Raw genomic sequence first — 17,324 nt, 5'->3', positions numbered from 1 at the left:
GGCCAGAGCTCGGCCCGAGCTCCTCCAGCATGTCGGCCGCGCCGTTCCTCCTCGATGCCTGCCCCGGTTGCTCGATAAGAACTCATCACCGCGGAATGATTCGCTGAGCGTGACCCGTCGTCCGGCGGCGACGGTGCCGCGCAGCCGACACTGCTCTGGCCTGCAGGGCAACCTGCCATCGGTCCTCCAGGGTTCGAGCATCGATCAACGCACGACGCTCTGACAAGGCACGTGTAGCGTCCTCCGTCATCGGACCGCGGGCGGCCGCGATGCGTCCTGCGATGAGGTCGGGCTTCACGCCGCACTCCGGTCGCGCAGTCGCGCGAGCCAGGCGCGCGGTCAGAACCGCGGCGATGTCGTCGGCGTCGAGAAGGTTCCGCCATCCGACGAGGCGCGTCACCAGCGCTTCGACGTCGTACCCGTACGCCTCCGCACGCCGCAGTCGCGCCGCGAGGACCCCGAACGCCTCGGACCGCGCCGCACGATCGGCATCGTCGCGCGCGAGGCCGCCGGCGTTGCACAGAGCGTGGCGCACGCACCGGGTCCAGCGATCACGTTGCGCGTCGGTGGCGACGGCCTCGTACTCGGCGGCGAGTTGGGCGATGCCGGCCCACCGGTTCTGCTCGCTCTCGGTCGTCTGATGTGCCGAGACCTCGGCACCGGTGTGGTGCAGGACTCCGAAGAGGACGCTGCGCGCGGTGACGTTCGGGTCGGGCGGGGTGGCGTGCAGCGGGTCGGGCCGGTCGAGCACCACGTAGGCGGTGTTCGCCTGGCGGCCTCGTGTCATCGAGACGTAGAGGTTCTCGCAGGTGCTCGACGCCGAGACAACGACGTGCGCGGTGTCGACGGTCATGCCCTGGGCGCGGTGGGCAGTGACGGCGTAGCCGAGGTCGACGTGTTCGGCGCCATAGCCTGCGGGCAGCACCACGCTCCCCCGCCGTCGCCCCTCGGGGCGGACCTCCAGCCCGCCGTCGAGGCGCACGTGTGTCACGGTCCAGCGGTCACCGTTGCGCACCCAGCCCGTCGGACCGGTGCGCAGGCGGCGGTCGTTGCGGCGCGTGACGATGACGTCGCCTGCGGACGCGTGCGCGTCGTCGTGCAGAGCGATGTCGCGACCTGCCGAGGTCTGACCAGATCGGATTCGTTCGGCGCGGGCGCGGTCGTTGAGCTGGCGGACCATCTCGGCCGACTCGGTTACGAGGATGCTCGCCCTGCCGTGCTCGACGTCGTGTCGCCATGCGGTGTAAGCGGCGTCGACCATGTCGTCGGTGCAGCCCTCGCGGATTCGTTCGTGTGTTTCGTACTGGTCGATGACGGCAGGGTCGCCGTCCCGCAGGCGCAGCGAGGCCGTCTTCTCCCAGTCGTGCGCGAACCGGTGCACCTCGGTCAGCCGGGGCACGTCGTCGCCGCGCGCCGAGACCAGCATGGCGAAGGCGCCGCCAGCGTCCACGGACTGCAGCTGGGCTGGGTCGCCGACGAGCACCACCTTCGCGCCGACCTGCGCAGCGCGGGACGCGATCGTGTCGAGGTCTCGCGTGGAAGCAAGCGTGGCCTCGTCGACGATGATCAATTGGTCTGGCGCGAAGTCCGCGCGCCCGCGGCGGTGGTCGTAGATCCACTTCGCGGTGTTGTCGCAGGGGATGCCGAGATCGGCCGCCAGCACCTGTGCTGCCGCGGCCGACGGCGCCATTCCGACCACGCTGCCCCGCCCGTGCGCAGCGATCCACCCCGCCGACAGGGCGCATATCGCGGTCGTCTTGCCCGTACCGGCCGGGCCCACGAGCACATCCAGCCGACGACCCGAGGTCAAGAGTTGCGCGACGGCGTGAGCCTGCTCGGCGTCGAGCCGGACGCCGTCGGGCGTGCTGCCGGCGACGACGCGCGACGCCGTCGTCCGGGCGACGACCGGCCCGCCGGCGTCGTCGGCCACCTGCAGGAGCCTGTCCTCCATCGCGAGCAGGTCGTGGCTGGTGAACTTCTCACTGTGCTGCGGGCGCAGGGTGCTCGTCCCGTCGGGTCGGCGCATCGCCGCGGGAGTGCTGGCCAGCTCGCCGGGCGTGAGCTGGACTGAGCGGCGCGTGGCGGAGTCCACCACGAGCGCCACGACCTGCTCACGGTCGGCGGCGGTCGCCATCCGCCAGCCCATCGTCTGCCGGGACGCCTCGGCCCACAGGTTCCAGTGCGTCCAGGTGGCGCGCTTCTGCGAAACGACGTCGACGACCTGGGCCGCGACGTCGTCGACCAGGTCCAGTGGGACGGCGCCTGCGCTGAGGACCGGAACGGACCCGCCGAGTGCCACTCGCCGCGCCCAGGCCGTCGGCTCGCTGCCAAGCAAGGGCTGGGCTCGACGTCGCCAGTCCGCGGTCAGCTCCGCCAGGGAGTGGATGGTCTTCTCGGGTCGCGTCTCGAGCGTGGCCCGCGCACGCAGCTTCACGACCTGCTTCGCGGACGGCCGGCGCCCTCGCGACGCGACGAACTCGTCGATGAGGCGGTCCTTGACTACCTCGATGTCGCGGCTGCGGGAGGAGAACCTCGCCAGTAGGTCATCGGTGACACCGGCGATCTCCCACTGCGTGGACCTGTCCGCGCCGCGGTCGCGCCGCTCCCACCCGATCCCGAACGTGTTCGTGAGCCGGTCGGCCAGGACGGCGTTGTAATGCTCCGACAGTGCGACGACGGCGTGGTGCAGGGCGCGCGAGTCCAGGGTGCGCCGCTGCCCGTCGTGGGCGGCCTTGACCTTGTTCGAGATCACCAGGTGGGTGTGCAGCTGCGGGTCGTTCGCCCGCGAGCCCCAGTGGTCGTACGCCGTCGCCGCCACCCCCACGACGGGGACCTGCGCCACTCCCCCGTGCCCCGTCCGTGTGGCCGCGACCTCCCGCTCCAGGAAGTCCAACACCTGCCCGACGGCATCGTGGTGCGCCGCCACGATCAGCTCCTGCGTCGTCGCGTCCGCCAACCCCCACAGCACCGACACCGACTTCGGCGCCGAGAACGTCAGGTCGAACCCCGCCGTCGCCGTCTGGCTCCCGCGTGCCGCCTCCTGCGCTCGGATCCGCGCCACCTCGGCATCGAACGCTGCCGCCGGTAGCGACCGATCCACACCATGCACCCGGCGCGCTGCTCGGTCCCTCGCCGTCGGGTACTCCCGGAAAGGGCGCCCGAGCGGCTCGCCGGTGACCGGATCCACGCCGTGACCCAGCAGCGCCTGCAACTGCGCCGGCGTCACCGTCATCCCCGGTTCCAGTGCGCCCTCACCGAGGTGCTCGACCCCGCGGCCCATCCACACCCCGGGCGGCGTGCCCGCCTCCGTGAAGTACCGCGTGAACGCCGACGCCTGCGGCGCGTTCCCGTCGCCGGTCACGACCGACCGCAGCAGGTACGCGTAGCCCTGCCCGGCCGAGATCACGCGCATCGAGACCGTCACACCTGGGAGGTGTGCCGTTCACCCCAGCGCGGATCGTTCGCCGGATCCAGCGCGGCGAACGCCTTGCCGCGCCGGAAGTCAGTTTCGATTCAAACCATGCGTCCGCGAGTCCAGGGCGACCTTGAAGTGACTTTCGGCCTCGTCGATCACCCGCGTCGGCGTTGACGGGTCGAACACCCGCAGCAGCGAGAAGCGGAAGCTGGTCGGGTCGATGGTGCGCAGCTCGACGTTGCCACCGTGGCCATTGGTCGCGTAGGCGGTCCAGCGCTGCCGGATGCTCTCCGCGCCGTCGGCCTTGCCGACATAGTGCCGCCCATCGCGGGTATCGGTGATCAGGTAGACACCGACGACGGACGCCAGCGCGGTGCGCCATGCGGCGTAGCGGTGCTCGCGCATCACCGCCTGGAGCTGCGCGTGGTCGAGTACGAGTCGGTCGAACCCCGGAAACGGCACCGGCTGCGCGTCGGCGATCTCCATCACGGGGTAGCCCGCGGCCGTGGGGCCGTTGAGCCGCCATGTGCGCGGGGAACGCCACCCGATCACCAGCCGGTCCCTCAGGTCCGCGAGTCGCTCCGACCCGACCAGGTCGAAGGTGCGGAACGCGCCGTCGTTCGAGACCTCGCCGCGGTTCTCGAGCACCGACCACAGGCGCGCCCGATCGCCTCCCTCGCGGACGAACACCACCCAGATGGCAGGCGGTGCGGCGGGGAAGATCCGGGGAGATGCCGACTGCCGGCGGGTGTATACGAGGATCTCCTCGTCGGTGGAGTCGGCATGGATGCCGGGCATCCCCGTGCCCTCGTGCTCCTTGACGTACGCGTGCCGGATCACGAGGGCCCCGTGGGGATCGATACCTCCGCTACGCAGGATCGGCTCGAGCGTCAGCGACATCAGTGCAGGTCTCCAGGAAAGCTCCTCATCTCAGTCGACCCGCGCTTCGTCACCGGCGACTTGGCGGCGACGGGCCCGGTCAGCGAGACCACCGAAGAACCTGCTGGTGGCCTCGCTCGCACGAGCGACGCCGTCGGACCCTGCGTCGAACGCCTTGACCCGCAGATCGCTGGTCTTCTCGGCTGCCTGGGCGCTCCGCCGTCGTGCGGCGACCAGCGCATCCTGCCCGGATTCGACCGCCTGGTCCCGGGTATCCGCAAGGGCGGCGAGCCAACGACGCGCCTCGGCGGTCTCCGATTCGGTCACGAGATCGAGGCGCCTCTCGAGCTCAAGGACAGCGCCGACCACTTCGTTGCTGGCGCCCACGACCTTCGGCGACGCGAACGGGTTGAAGAGCACTTTCTGGTTGGCCCTGTTCGAGGCTTCGTGCATGCGACCGACGAGCTGGCCGCACGCAGCGCCGATAACGTCCAGGCGCTTCTGGCGCGCCAGGCGCAGCCCGGCACGATGCCGGTCGAGTTCCTCGGGGTTCGCATCGGCGACGCGGTCGAGCTCGAGGACGTCGATCGCATCCTGCACCTGCACCGAGCGGGCGATCACCGCGAGCCATTCCGCGACGGAGGCGCGGGCACCCTGCGTCGCTTTGGCCAGGTCTCCGAGATCCTGCTCGGACTCGAGCCCGTCAGCCAGCGCATCGAGCTGCCGCACCGCATACGCCTGAGTGCTGGCAATGGTCGCCGCACCGCCCTGGATCTTCGACCAGGTGATCTCCGGAACCCGACCGACCTCGTCGCGGACCGTGATGGCGTCGTCGACCAGGAGGGACACCCCGATCATCGCGGCGAGAACCCCGTCCTTCTGCGCACGCAGGATGTCGTCGACCTTCTTGTCGATCTGCGCGAGATACTCACGGAGCTCATCGATCGACCGCTGCAGCTCGCGCTGGGCCATCATCGTCCCGATCGAGGCGAGGGCTGCAGGGTTCGTGAGGAGCGCGGCCGGAGAGCTGACCACCTGGATCCAGGACTGCACGTCGCCCGGCTTACCGATCATCGCGTGACTGATCGCCGGATTGTCCTTGGTCGCCTGCAGGCCGAACTCGCGGACCTTCGCCGCAGATTCCTCCGTGAGCTTGAGCCAGCGACCAGACTCGGCCGCGATCTGTCCGCCAGCCTGCAGCGCCAGGCCTCCGAGGCCACTGGCGGCGTGGACACCCTCCACGGCCGCCTGCGCCAGAGGCCGCGAGTCCGTGACGACGAGGTCGATGTCGAGCAGGAACTGCTCGATCGCGTCTTCCGCACCGACGACAGCGAGACCGCTGCCATCACTGACCAGCTCAAGCTCGGCGCCCACGGGTCCTCCAGTTCGTCTTCCTGCCGGAAGCGTAGAACCCCCGGAGAGACGACCTGGCCCGCAAGGTCCAGTTCCGACCCCAGCACCGGGTGAATTCGTCGCGGTGGTCCGAAGCGACGTCCCCGACCGACCGAGGCCATCGACTGGTTGGCGACGCCGGCACCTCCCGGGCCGGGGCGCGCCTTTCGCGCCGGCGCCGGAGGCTCACCTGACTGGTGCGCTCGTCGTGGCGCTCGGATGTCGCATCCACGCTCCGGGACCTTCGCGCCTCGGGTGCCAGACGTGTGGACGGTCGCGTCCCGGTGCCCGCAGCGGATGTGATCGAGAGCCCCAGAGGACTCCGGCCGGATCACGCGATGGGCGGCCTGGCCTTGGCGGGCAGGACTCCTCGCTACAGGTACGGGTCCCAAGCGGCGTACTTGTCACCCAGCGTGTCCCACGCGCGCTCGGCTTCGGACGCCTCACCCGCACACTCGATCCCTTCGTCGAAGCAGTTCATATCGACCGGCGTGAACGCGTCCTCGGCGATCATCGCGGCGGTGAGGGTGTCGATGAGCAGGGTCCGTATCTCGGCGGGCGGCTTCCCGATGTACGCAGGGCCGTCCGGGTCGGCGGCGCCGCTGATCGTGACGTTCGCCGTTGCCGCGACGAGCCCCATCGACATCATCATGGCCTGACAATCGACCGCGCCATCCACTGCGGCGAGGGACGAGCAGGTCGCGTCCTCCCATGACTGGTCGGTGTCGTCGTAGGAGTTCCGCTGCTCCGCGATGACGGACGCCCACTGCTCGACGGAGGCGGTCTCCTCAGTCGGGCTCGGGCTGGGGGTTGCTTCGGTGGTCGTGGTGGTCGCTCCTGCGGTACTCGTCGTCTCCGTCGCGGCGGGGTCCTGGCCGGTCATCTCTCCATTGCACGCAGCCGTCAGCAGGACCAGCCCGGCCACGGGGACGGCCAAGACCTTCCAGCTCTTCCAGGTCTTCATCGTTCCTCGCTCTCTGGTCGGGCAGCGCCCGGAAGGGTGGGACACCGACGCCCCGGCTCCGACGGGGGAACCGGGGCGTCGGCCGTGGGGTCACTTGATGGTGAGCGTCACCGGGGTCTCGTAGTCGACGAGGTACTTCAACTTCCCGCCGAAGTCAGCGTCCTGGTACAGGAACGACAGGTACGAGGTGGCTCCCTCGACCAGGTCGGTCGCGTTCACCTGTGCAGGCTTGCGAGCGACACCATCCGGACCGACGTAGACGGGCGCGTAGTCGGGGTACCCGCCGGTCTCCGAGTCGACCTTCAGGACGATGACGACCGTGCCGGAGTTCGACTTGTAGGCATGGGCGACGGTGACCTTCTGGCCCTTGGCCTTCTGCTTGTCGTGCTTCTTACCGAGCACCTTCTCGATCGAGCCGGACGCACCGGTCCAGGACTCGATCTTGCCGTCGTCGGTCATCTTCCAGTCCGACCAGGTGTAGTCCTGCGGGTCGCTGCCGTTGCCCGTGGTGTCTCGGAAGGAGATGTCGACCTCCTGCTTCTCCTCGTCGTCATCGAACGAGTACCCGTCGTCGAACATGTGCGGATCGAACCCTGCGGTCTGCTCCGCCAAGGCGTTGTCGCGGATGTACGCGACGTACTCGGCCGCCGGGCTGTCCTTCGCTGTGAGCGGCATCGCCACGTCGGCGTCGTTGGCGTAGACGGCCTCGACGAAGGTGACGATGTCGTCCCAGTTCTCGGCGACCGGGTCCGGCTCCTCGGTGGGCGTCGGGCTGGTGGTCTCCGACTCGGCCGCCTGGCTGGTCGCGGGCTGCTCGTCGGGGGCCTCGGCGCCAGAGCACGCCGCGAGGCTCAGGGTGATCGCCGCGGCGGCTGTGAGGGTCAGGGTGCGCTTCACTTCTATGGGTCTCGCTCTCGGTGCGTTGTGGGGGTCGGCACCTCGGGCTTCACCTTCCAGCGCCCCCGGCGCCGGGCTGCATCGAGGCTATCTATGCAGCGGGCAACGACGACGGTCCCGGACGGGTGAAACTCGCGGCCGGTGATTCACACGACAAGCCGGGCTGGCTCGCGCACCTGATGTGTGGAAGGACTAACGGTCGGCCTTCGGGGCTAGTTGTCGTTCAGCCGACGAGCAACAGCTCGCTCCTTGCGCCGCACCCGCAGGACCGCCCCAGCGCCCCACAGCACGGCGAAGAGCGTCGGCACGTACGTCAACACTGACTCGTACCTACCCCACGAGACGAGCAACCCCGCGCCAACGCCGAAAGCGACGCTCACCTCAATGTCTACCTTGTCGCGCGAGGTGAATCCCATGGTCAGGACCATACCCACCGACGACCGCCGGGGCCCGCGAGAACTTCACCCGCTCCCTGTGGCGACGGTGGCCCTCCGTCCAGCGACGATGTGGCGGTGAGCCTCGCCCTCCACTCCGTCGCCGGCACCACGCCGCGCTACGACCATGGACCGCAGACCTTCGACGCCGCCCTCCGCGAGTTCGGATTCGACGACCCGTGGCTGCGCGGCTGGCTCGCCGGGACGATCGACTCGCTTTACGAGCGCGAGGCCTGGGTGGGCGAGCAGTTCTGGATCCCGCCGTACGAGGGCTACGTCGCCGTAGGGCAGCCACGACGGGTCCGCGCGTACATACGGTCGGACAGCATCGAGCACCCGAACGGCGGCGACTGGTCGAGAATCGACTACCCGAGGAAACCGACGGCCTGAACCGTCAGATGGTCGCCTCGCCCTATCAGACCATGCCCGATCAGGCCTGGCGCTCCTCGGCGTCCAACTCGTCGCGACGAGTGTTCGCCCGCCGTCCGTCGCGAAAGGCGAGCAGCACCAGGCCGACTCCGCATGCCACTTGCGCCATCGCGATGACCTTGGTCGTCGTCGAGTCCGCGGTGATGAGCAGCACCAGACCGAGCACCGCGAAGAGGCCAGCGCACACGGCCTGGAACTTGAACTGACCGGGGAGAGCCATGGCCCTCACGGTAGCCCCGACGTGTCTGCGACCGAGTAGCGCACAGGGTTCATGGCGTCATGATCGCTATGTCCGTCAGCTTCGTCATCAGTGCGAGCGGGCGAGTTTCGGACCACGCACGACCGTCACCAGTCGGAGACCCGCGCGACGACGTTCCCCGCGCCGCGAAAGAGCCAGGCGGCGCCGCGTCCGACGTTCACGACGAGGCTAATGAGCTCGAAGAACTCCAGGACGCGGACGACCCCGCGCCCGACGGCTCGGAACGGTCGCCACACCTGGTACCAGAAGCCCCGTCGCGGCCGGCTCGGCTGATTCACGACCGAAGAGTGCCACACGCGACCCGTTCCCCGGCCGGCTCGCCCACAGGATCCGTCGCGCAGGCCGCTAAGGTACTTCGCATGCGAAGTGACGACGTAGCGACAGTGGAGTCCGAGGAGCTGCGGATCCAGATCCCGGCGGGCGGGTGGGTCGTCGGCAAGGTGCGCAAGCCGGCCGACGAGTCGCCGCGCGGCGTCGTGGTGATCCACCCGGCGACGGCGGTGCCCGAGCGCCTGTACACGGGATTCGCGGAGTTCCTCGCCGCCCACGGGTACGTCGCCATCACGTACGACTACCGCGGCACGGGCCGGTCGGGCAGCCCGCGTGAGCATCGTGGCCTGCGCATGCGGGACTGGATGTCCGACGACGTCCCCGCGGTCGCGGCGTGGGCGCGCCCGCGGTTCGGCGACGTGCCGCAGCTGGCGATCGGGCACAGCATCGGCGGTCACGCCCTGGCGCTGGGGAACGGCTCGCGGGGCCTGGCGGGGTTCGTCACGGTCGCGTCGCACGTCGCCGCGACGTCCACCATCCCCGACCGCGCCGAGCGGGCGCGCGTCCGGCTGATCCTGCGGGCGCTCGGCCCCGCGACCGCCCGGGTGCTGGGCTACGTCCCCGGCCGCCGCATGGGCCTCGGGGAGGACATGACCGCCGCCGCGATGCTCGAATGGGGCCGCTGGTCGACCATGCCGAACTACTTCTTCGACGACCCGACCATGACCGCCGCCGCGGACGCCGCGCGCGTCACGGGCGACGTCCTCGCCGTCGGCTTCACCGACGACCCGTGGGCCACGCCCGCGCAGATCGACGCGATCACCGACCGCCTCACGGCGGCGACTGTCGAGCGACGCACCTGGAGCCCCGCCGACGGCGGCGTGGAGGCGATCGGGCACATGGGCTTCTTCCGCCGCGGCCTGCGCGACACGCTGTGGCCCGAGCTCCTCGCCTGGCTCGACGCCCGCGCCGGGGCCGCTCCGGCGCAGGAGGACGGTAACGTCCGCTTCCGCGCCAGGAAGCCGCGACGATGACGCGCCGCCCGCCACGACTGGTGTTCCTCACCACCGCGGCGGAACGCCAGATGCGGCGCTGGATCGCGCGGCGCGGCAGCGCGCACGCCGCAGCGCACGGTCAACAGAGGAACGGCGGCCAGGGTTTCGGCGCCCCCGCCGCCGGCGTGCTGCTGCACCTGGCCGACCACCCCGGCGCGACGATCGGCGAGGTGACCACCGCCCTGCAGGCCTCCCCCGCCGGCGCCAGCGGACTGCTCGCCCGCATGGAGCGCGCCGACCTCGTACGCCGTCGCACCGACCCCGACGACCGACGCACCGTCCGCCTGGACCTCACGCCCACCGGCACTGCGGCGCTCGACGACGTCCGCACCGCGCTGGCCGAGCTGAACGACCGCCTCACCGACGGCTTCACCGACGACGAGCTGGCCACCGTGAGCCGCTGGCTCGAGCACGTGACGCGCACGCTCTCCTGACGGCGGCGGCCTTCAGGGCGCCGCCTCGCGGACGACGTGGGCGGGGCCGACGTCCATCGACTCGCCGACGGCCATGCGGTCGAGGCACCAGCGCAGGTGCCAATGCGGCTCGCGGTCCGCGTTCGCGAACCCGCCGTCCAGGAGGAACTCCGCCGCGGATCCGGCCCCGGCGAAACCGACGTCCCCGTCGGGGGTCTCGATGACGAACTCGGTGGCGCCCATCGCGCCATCCTCCCGTGCCGGCCCGCCCGGGGTCACATCGCCCAGTCGACCTGCGCCTCCATCGGGCCGCCGCACTCGGCCGTCCCGCCCACGCGCACCCAGCCGACGTCGACCTCCGTCCGCGCGAGCACGTCGCCGTCGTCGTCCAGCGCACGCAGCGTGATCGAGCGCGGCGAGGAGAAGAGCGTGAAGGTCCACGTGTCGCCGTCGTGCGACGTCGGGATCGCGGGCACCTGTGCGTCCGGCGGGTACGGCGGCTGCCACTGGTCGCCGTCGCGCACCTGGACGACGGCCACCTCGGACGTGTCTCCCTCGAGCGTCACCTCGAGCAGGTTGGAGTAGCCGATCGCCGGGCACGCCTGCTGCGGAGTCGACACGCGCGGACCCACGACGGCGGCGACGACGGTGAGCGCGACGATGCCGAGTGCCGCCACCGCCACCCCGAACGGCAGGCGCAGGCGGCGCGTGCGCTCCGGCGGCGGCCTCTCACTCGTGGTCGGCACTGCTCCCCCTCCTGACGCGACCCCTCGTCGTCATCATGTCGCGTGACGAGCCGCTCTTGCAGAAGCCACGAAGGGAGCGGGCCCCGCGATTTCACCCGTGTCCACCGGAACGCCGGACCGCGCGGTCGAGGATGCTGTGGCCATGTCGAAATCTGCCGCAGGGGACGGCCGGGCGACGACGCCCACTCCCCCCATGGAAGGTCACCTTGCGGCACGCCGTCGGCGGCGGCTCCCCGGATCCGGAACAGGCCGTCGCGCCGCCGGGCTGACGGCGTCCGGCGCGGCCGGCGCGCTGGTGCTGGCCGGGCTGGTGGCGGTCGGCCCGTCGGCGACGGCGGCCCCCACCCCCGACTGCGCGGCGCCGTTCCCGGTTGCCGAGGTGGCGAGCGGGGCGCCGGTCCACGGGCTGACCGTGAGCAAGGGCACCACCCCGCAGGCGTTCACCGGCGAGGTGCTCGGCGTCCTGTCGGACGGCATCGGCCCCGACCTGGACATGATCGTCGCCGAGCTGCACTCCCCGGCGATCGACGCGGCGGGCGGCATCTGGCAGGGCATGTCGGGGTCCCCGGTGTACGCGGAGGACGGTCGGCTGATCGGCGCGGTAGCGTACGGCCTCGCCTTCGGGAGCTCTCCCGTCGCGGGCATCACGCCCTTCGAGGACATGCAGGGCTACCTCGGCGCCGCGAAGGCCGCGCCCGAGGTGGCGGTGGGCACCCGCCTGGCGGCGCGGATCGCGGCCGAGACCGACGTGACGCGGTCCGAGGCGGCCCAGGGTCTGCGGCAGCTGCCGATGCCGATGGGCGTCGGCGGGATCGACCTGGCGCGCGCCCGCACGGCGGTCAAGGCTGCGGGCGGCAGCGAGCTGGTGACCCCGGACTCCTACCGCATCGGCCGGTCCAGCGGCACGGCAGCGGCAGGCATCGACACCGTGGTCGCCGGCGGCAACGTGGGCGCGGTGCTGTCGCACGGCGACATCTCCCTCGCCGGCATCGGTACCGCGACGTCGGTGTGCGGCGACCGGGTGGTCGCGTTCGGGCACCCGCTGAACTTCACGGGCAGGACGCGCCTGGGGCTGGCGGCCGCCGACGCGGTCTACGTCCAGGAGGACCCGCTGGGCGTGCCGTTCAAGGTGGCGAACCTCGGCGAGCTCGGCGGCACCGTCACCGACGACCGCCTCGCCGGGATCGCGGGCACCTTCGGCGCCTCCCCCGCGCCCACGTCGGTCAGGTCGAAGGTCACCTACCACTCCAGGTCGCGGACCGGCACGACGCACGTGCTGGACCCGTCCGCCCTCGGCGACGTCACCCTCCTGGCCGGCGTCGCGAACCACGACCGCGTGGTGGACGGCGTCATCGGCGGGTCGGAGACCCACGCCTGGACGATCACCGGCACCCGCAGCGGCAGCCCCTTCACGCTGCGGTACGCCGACCGGTACCAGGCGCCCGCCGACGTCGGCTCCACGGGCGCCTTCGACCTCGCGACCGTCGTGGCCACGCTCTCGTCCATCTCGAACGTCACGCTCACCGGCGTGACCAACGCCGTCGCGGTCAGCGACAACGCGATGCGCCACCGCGTGGTGAAGATCCAGCAGCGCACGGGCGGCAGGTGGGTCGACGTCACCGGCAGGACCGCGAAGGTCCGCGCCGGCAAGACCCTCGTGCTGCGGACCCAGCTGCTCGGCTCGGACGGCCGCACGCGCTCCGTCTTCCGCGAGGAGATCGCGATCCCGAAGCGCCTCAAGGGCCAGAGCGGCGTGGTCTCGGTCGTGGGCGGCAACACCTACCAGGACGAGTTCTACGGCCCGACGTCGTTCGCCTCGGTCCAGCGGCTGCTGCAGGGCAACCTCCGCAACGACGAGATGCAGCTGAGCCTCGTCATCGGCGGCGGCAGGACCGCGTTCGAGCGGACCCGGACGTCCGACGTCCTCACCCGCGTCGTGGTCGGGCAGAAGCACCTGAGGGTCCGCGTGACCTCCTGAGGACGGCACGAGGCCCGGGCCCGCGGAGCTCCGCGGACCCGGGCCTCTGGCGTACGGTCCGGCCCTGACCTGTGGGTCAGAAGTTGATCATGTGCCCCACGATGCCGTGGATGGACTCCTGGATCGCCTCGGACAGCGTCGGGTGCGTGTGCACGTTGCGCGCGACCTCGTCGGCGGTGAGGTCCCACTTCTGCGCGAGGGTGAGCTCGGGCAGCATCTCGGAGACGTCGGGGCCGATCATGTGGGCGCCGAGCAGCTCGTTGTACTTGGCGTCAGCGACGATCTTGACGAACCCGGTGGGGTCGCCGAGGCCGTGGGCCTTGCCGTTGGCCATGAAGGGGAACGACGCGACCTTGACGTCGTAGCCCTCGTCCTTGGCCTGCTGCTCGGTGAGGCCGAACGACGCGACCTGCGGGGAGCAGAACGTGGCGCGCGGCATCATCCGGTAGTCGCCGAGGGTCTGGGTCTCCGCGCCGCCGATGGTCTCGGCGGCGACGACGCCCTGCGCCTCCGCGACGTGCGCCAGCATGAGCTTGGCGGTGACGTCGCCGATGGCGTAGATGTGCGGCACGTTGGTGCGCATGTGGTCGTCGATGGCGATGGCGCCGCGCTCGGTGAGCTGGACGCCGGTGTTCTCGAGGCCGAAGCCCTCGACGTTCGGCGCGAAGCCGACGGCGGACAGGACCTTGTCGACGACGATCTCGCCGGGCTTGTCGTCCTTGACGCCCTTGTAGGACACGGTCACCGACGAACCGTTGTCCTTGATGGTCTGGACGGCGGTTGACGTGAGGAGCGTGATGCCGAGCTTCTTGTACTGCTTGGCGATCTCCTTGGAGACGTCCGCGTCCTCGTTCGGCAGGGCACGGTCGAGGAACTCGATGATCGTGACGTCCACGCCGTAGTTCTTGAGGACGTACGCGAACTCCATGCCGATGGCGCCGGCGCCGACGATGGCGATCGACTTCGGCAGCTCGCGCGTCATGATCTGCTTCTCGTAGGTCACGACGTTCTCGGACAGCTCGACGCCCGGGAGCAGCTTGACCTGCGAGCCGGTGGCGATGATCGCGTTGTCGAACGTGACCGTCTCGGTGCCGCCCTTGTTCAGCGCGACCTCGATCGTGTTCGCGTCGCGGAACGTGCCGCGGCCGTCGAACTCGGTGATCTTGTTCTTCTTCATGAGGAAGTGGACGCCCTTGGTGCGGCCGTCCGCGACCTCGCGGGACCGGTCGAACGCCTTGCCGAAGTCGAACGTCACGTCACCGGACATGCCGAAGAAGTCGGCCTGGTGGTTGAAGATGTGGGCGAGCTCCGCGTTGCGCAGCAGCGCCTTGGAGGGGATGCAGCCCACGTTGAGGCAGACACCACCCCAGTACTTCTCCTCGATGATGGCGACGGACTTGCCGAGCTGGGCCGCACGGATCGCGGCGACATAGCCGCCGGGGCCAGCCCCGAGGAGGACGACGTCGTAGTGGGAAGCCATGGGTCCAGCCTATTAGCGCGCGCCACCGGTTGCGGCGTGACGTCCGTCGCACCTACCGGACGGAGTCGACGCCCAGGTTCGCGAGCTCGTCGGCGCGCTCGTTCCCCGGGTCGCCGGCGTGCCCCTTCACCCACACCCACCGCACGTCGTGCTCGGTGACCTCGGCGTCCAGGGCCTGCCACAGGTCCACGTTCTTCACGGGCTTCTTCGCGGCGGTGGTCCAGCCGTTGCGCTTCCAGCCGGCGATCCAGGTGCGCATGCCGTTCATCACGTACGACGAGTCGACGTGGATCACCACGGTGCTGGGCCGCTTCAGGGCGCGCAGCGCCTCGACGACGGCGGTGAGCTCCATGCGGTTGTTGGTCGTGACGGTCTCGCCGCCGTAGAGCTCCTTGGTGTGCTCCCCCGACCGCAGCAGCGCGCCCCAGCCGCCGATCCCCGGGTTGCCCTTGCAGGCACCGTCGGTCCACATCTCGACCAGGGGCTTCTCGTTCTCGTCAGGCACCCGCACACCTTACGTTCCCCGCATTCACGGCCGTGTCGGACGCCGCGCGTAGCGTCGACCCAGATCCCCGGACGACGAAGGAGACGCACATGAGGTTCGGTTTCGTCGGCAGCTTCGGCACCCCGCAGCAGAACGTCGCCCTCGCCCGCGAGTGCGAGGAGCACGGCTGGGACGGCTTCTTCAGCTGGGACGGCATGAGCATGGGCGACTGGGGCGGCGACGCGCTCACCGCCTGGGACCCGTTCGCCGTCCTCGCCGGCGCCGCGGCCGTGACGGAGCGCATCACGCTCGGCGCCATGGTGTTCGCCGTGCCGCGGCACCGGGCGTGGGAGCTGGCCCAGCGCGCCCTGACGGTCGACCACCTCTCGGGCGGTCGCCTGGTGCTCCCGGCCGGCGTCGGCGTGCTCGACGACCGCGGCTTCACGTCCGTGCCCGGCCAGCCGACGGCGTTGCGCGAGCGCGCCCAGCGCCTCGACGAGACGCTCGAGTGGCTGCGCACGTCCTGGTCGGGCGAGGAGTTCGAGGCCGACGGCGCGCAGGTGCGCACCGGCCCGTTCCGGTTCGCCGCGCCCCCGGTCCACGGCCGCATCCCGGTCTGGCCGGTCGGCGTCTGGGACGCGACGAACCCGCCGCTGAAGAACCTGCACCGCACGCTGCGCTGGGACGGGATCGTCGTGCAGGCGCGCGCCGCGACGCCGGAGGAGGCGGAGGCCGGGCCGGACGCCGTCCGCGAGCTCACCGCGTGGGTCGCCGAGCAGCGCGAGCCCGACGCCGGCCCGTTCGACGTCGTCGCGTCCGGCCTGCTCCCCTCCGACGCGGGCGAGGCCCGCGACCTGGCCCGCGCGTTCGCGGACGCCGGCGCGACCTGGTTCGTCGACTCGTGGTGGGACCCGGCGGAGGCGACGCCCGAGCGTCTGCTGGCGCGGGTCCGGCAGGGACCGCCCGCCCTGTAGGCGGCCCGGCGCGCCTCCGCGGGCCGGGTCAGAGGGTGCCGAGCGACGCCCGCTCCTCGTGGCGGGCGCGGGCGGCCTCGATGTCGGGGACGTGCTGCTCGGCCCAGGCGCGCACGGCGCGCAGCGGCTCGAGGAGCGAGCGCCCCAGCGGCGTCAGGCCGTACTCGACGCGCGGCGGGTTCTCCGGATAGTCGGTCCGCTCGACCAGGCCGTCGGCCTCGAGGGTGCGCAGGGTCTCGGTCAGCACCTTCGGCGTGATGCCCTGGATGTGCGCCTTGAGCTCGGTGAAACGGCGGGGGCCGTCGTCGAGGGCGTTGACCACGAACACGGTCCAGCGCGCCCCGATGCGGTGGAGCACGGTCCGGCTCGGGCACGTCGCCGCCATCACGTTGTACGCCTTGCCCACGGTCGTCCCCCAGTTCCGTTGAAGGTACCGGTATCAAATCCATACCGTGATTCCCGATCCTACGAGAGGGAGTGATGGGGATGGAACGTGTCCTGGTCATCGGCGGCGCGCGGGCGCTGGGAGCGGCGGTCGCGCGACGCGCCGCGAAGGACGGGTACGAGGTGGTGGTCGGCGCCCGCGACCTGACGGCCGCCCAGGCGCTGGCGGGCGAGATCGGTGCGACGGCGCTGCGGATCGACCTGCAGGACGAGTCGACGATCGCCGCCGCGGCGGCCGGTCTCGCGGACGGGGTCGACCACGTCGTCACCACCGGGTCGGCGCCCCACGACGTGCGGGCCGTCAAGCTGGACCACGACCGCCTGGTGGCCGCGTTCACCGCCAAGGTGCTCGGGCCGATGCTGGTCGCCAAGCACCTCGCGCCGGTGCTGCGGCCGCACGGGTCGATCGTGCTGTTCTCCGGCGTCGTCGGGTGGCGGCCCGGGCCGGGCTCGCTCGTCAAGGGCACGACCAACGGCGCGGTCGCGCACCTCGCCCGCCACCTCGCCGCGGACCTCGCGCCGGTGCGGGTCAACGCCGTGTCGCCCGGCGTCGTCGACTCCGGTGCCTGGGACCGCCTCGGCGACGGCAAGGCGGCGCTGCTGAGCAGGAGCGCCGGCGGGACCCTGGTCGGCCGCCACGGCGAGCCCGACGACGTCGTCGACGCGGTGATGTGGCTGCTGCGCGCGGGCTTCGTCTCCGGCGAGACCATCCACGTGGAGGGCGGCGCCCGCCACAGGACGGGGTGAGCGGCCCGGGAACGCATCGAGCGTGCTGACTTGTTCCTCAAACAGGCCGTTTGAGGAACAAGTC

General features: G+C 71.1%; 19 protein-coding genes. 6 read left to right on the top strand and 13 right to left on the bottom strand.

Going from position 1 to position 17,324, the window contains the following annotated elements:
• Positions 1-85 precede the first annotated feature (85 nt).
• From mobF to ACFUVW_RS02835, 6 genes are all read right to left on the bottom strand, one after another.
• Entirely contained in the window at positions 86-3,412 is a 3,327-nt protein-coding gene (gene mobF / locus ACFUVW_RS02860; RefSeq protein WP_430569838.1) for a MobF family relaxase, read from the bottom strand.
• Positions 3,413-3,502: 90 nt separating this feature from the next.
• Positions 3,503-4,315 (bottom strand): GIY-YIG nuclease family protein, encoded by an 813-nt coding sequence (locus ACFUVW_RS02855; protein ID WP_430569837.1) that lies wholly within the window; start codon positions 4,313-4,315, stop codon positions 3,503-3,505.
• A gap of 30 nt (positions 4,316-4,345) precedes the next feature.
• Entirely contained in the window at positions 4,346-5,668 is a 1,323-nt protein-coding gene (locus ACFUVW_RS02850; RefSeq protein WP_430569836.1) for a hypothetical protein, read from the bottom strand.
• Positions 5,669-6,059: 391 nt separating this feature from the next.
• The gene (locus tag ACFUVW_RS02845; protein WP_430569835.1) at positions 6,060-6,650 is read right to left on the bottom strand and encodes a hypothetical protein; all 591 of its coding nucleotides are present in this window, start codon (positions 6,648-6,650) and stop codon (positions 6,060-6,062) included.
• A 90-nt stretch (positions 6,651-6,740) separates the two neighbouring features.
• Positions 6,741-7,547: a hypothetical protein gene (locus ACFUVW_RS02840; protein WP_430569834.1), complete on the bottom strand. Its 807-nt coding sequence runs from the start codon at positions 7,545-7,547 to the stop codon at positions 6,741-6,743.
• 212 nt (positions 7,548-7,759) lie between these two features.
• A complete protein-coding gene (locus ACFUVW_RS02835; RefSeq protein ID WP_430569833.1) occupies positions 7,760-7,963 on the bottom strand; it encodes a hypothetical protein in 204 nt (67 codons plus the stop codon).
• Between the two features lie 96 nt (positions 7,964-8,059).
• On the opposite strand from ACFUVW_RS02835, the gene ACFUVW_RS02830 reads away from it, so the two are divergent.
• Positions 8,060-8,371 carry a hypothetical protein gene (locus ACFUVW_RS02830; RefSeq protein WP_430569832.1) on the top strand — a complete coding sequence of 104 codons (312 nt, stop codon included), beginning with the start codon at positions 8,060-8,062 and terminating at the stop codon, positions 8,369-8,371.
• A 40-nt stretch (positions 8,372-8,411) separates the two neighbouring features.
• On the opposite strand, the gene ACFUVW_RS02825 is transcribed toward ACFUVW_RS02830, so the two are convergent.
• Positions 8,412-8,630 (bottom strand): hypothetical protein, encoded by a 219-nt coding sequence (locus ACFUVW_RS02825; protein ID WP_430569831.1) that lies wholly within the window; start codon positions 8,628-8,630, stop codon positions 8,412-8,414.
• 125 nt (positions 8,631-8,755) lie between these two features.
• Positions 8,756-8,947, bottom strand: coding sequence for a hypothetical protein (locus ACFUVW_RS02820; protein WP_430569830.1), 192 nt, complete (start codon positions 8,945-8,947; stop codon positions 8,756-8,758).
• 81 nt (positions 8,948-9,028) lie between these two features.
• Between ACFUVW_RS02820 and ACFUVW_RS02815 the strand changes: the two genes are divergently transcribed.
• The gene (locus ACFUVW_RS02815; protein ID WP_430569829.1) at positions 9,029-9,973 is read left to right on the top strand and encodes a serine aminopeptidase domain-containing protein; all 945 of its coding nucleotides are present in this window, start codon (positions 9,029-9,031) and stop codon (positions 9,971-9,973) included.
• Positions 9,970-10,428: a MarR family winged helix-turn-helix transcriptional regulator gene (locus ACFUVW_RS02810; RefSeq protein WP_430569828.1), complete on the top strand. Its 459-nt coding sequence runs from the start codon at positions 9,970-9,972 to the stop codon at positions 10,426-10,428. Before ACFUVW_RS02815 ends, ACFUVW_RS02810 begins: the two co-directional genes overlap by 4 nt.
• Before the next feature lie 12 nt (positions 10,429-10,440).
• Here the strand turns inward: ACFUVW_RS02810 and ACFUVW_RS02805 are convergent, their stop codons facing one another.
• Positions 10,441-10,650: a hypothetical protein gene (locus ACFUVW_RS02805; RefSeq protein WP_430569827.1), complete on the bottom strand. Its 210-nt coding sequence runs from the start codon at positions 10,648-10,650 to the stop codon at positions 10,441-10,443.
• 32 nt (positions 10,651-10,682) lie between these two features.
• Complete coding sequence (locus ACFUVW_RS02800) at positions 10,683-11,153, bottom strand: hypothetical protein (protein ID WP_430569826.1); 471 nt, start codon at positions 11,151-11,153, stop codon at positions 10,683-10,685.
• 193 nt (positions 11,154-11,346) lie between these two features.
• Here ACFUVW_RS02800 and ACFUVW_RS02795 point away from each other — a divergent pair, with 193 nt between their 5' ends.
• Positions 11,347-13,131, top strand: a complete 1,785-nt coding sequence (locus tag ACFUVW_RS02795) for a SpoIVB peptidase S55 domain-containing protein (protein WP_430569825.1) — start codon at positions 11,347-11,349, stop codon at positions 13,129-13,131.
• Between the two features lie 76 nt (positions 13,132-13,207).
• On the opposite strand, the gene lpdA is transcribed toward ACFUVW_RS02795, so the two are convergent.
• The gene (lpdA, locus tag ACFUVW_RS02790; protein WP_430569824.1) at positions 13,208-14,611 is read right to left on the bottom strand and encodes a dihydrolipoyl dehydrogenase; all 1,404 of its coding nucleotides are present in this window, start codon (positions 14,609-14,611) and stop codon (positions 13,208-13,210) included.
• 52 nt (positions 14,612-14,663) lie between these two features.
• Positions 14,664-15,083 carry a ribonuclease HI gene (gene rnhA / locus ACFUVW_RS02785; RefSeq protein ID WP_430569869.1) on the bottom strand — a complete coding sequence of 140 codons (420 nt, stop codon included), beginning with the start codon at positions 15,081-15,083 and terminating at the stop codon, positions 14,664-14,666.
• Positions 15,084-15,205: 122 nt separating this feature from the next.
• Between rnhA and ACFUVW_RS02780 the strand changes: the two genes are divergently transcribed.
• Complete coding sequence (locus ACFUVW_RS02780; protein ID WP_430569823.1) at positions 15,206-16,069, top strand: LLM class flavin-dependent oxidoreductase; 864 nt, start codon at positions 15,206-15,208, stop codon at positions 16,067-16,069.
• 28 nt (positions 16,070-16,097) lie between these two features.
• On the opposite strand, the gene ACFUVW_RS02775 is transcribed toward ACFUVW_RS02780, so the two are convergent.
• Positions 16,098-16,475: a winged helix-turn-helix transcriptional regulator gene (locus ACFUVW_RS02775; RefSeq protein WP_430569822.1), complete on the bottom strand. Its 378-nt coding sequence runs from the start codon at positions 16,473-16,475 to the stop codon at positions 16,098-16,100.
• Between the two features lie 80 nt (positions 16,476-16,555).
• Between ACFUVW_RS02775 and ACFUVW_RS02770 the strand changes: the two genes are divergently transcribed.
• Positions 16,556-17,260, top strand: coding sequence for an SDR family oxidoreductase (locus ACFUVW_RS02770; protein WP_430569821.1), 705 nt, complete (start codon positions 16,556-16,558; stop codon positions 17,258-17,260).
• Positions 17,261-17,324: the final 64 nt, after the last annotated feature.

It is taken from the genome of Isoptericola sp. NPDC057391 (genome assembly GCF_042668085.1).
Classification (GTDB): domain Bacteria; phylum Actinomycetota; class Actinomycetes; order Actinomycetales; family Cellulomonadaceae; genus Isoptericola.
This window is presented reverse-complemented; position numbering and strand designations above follow the sequence as displayed.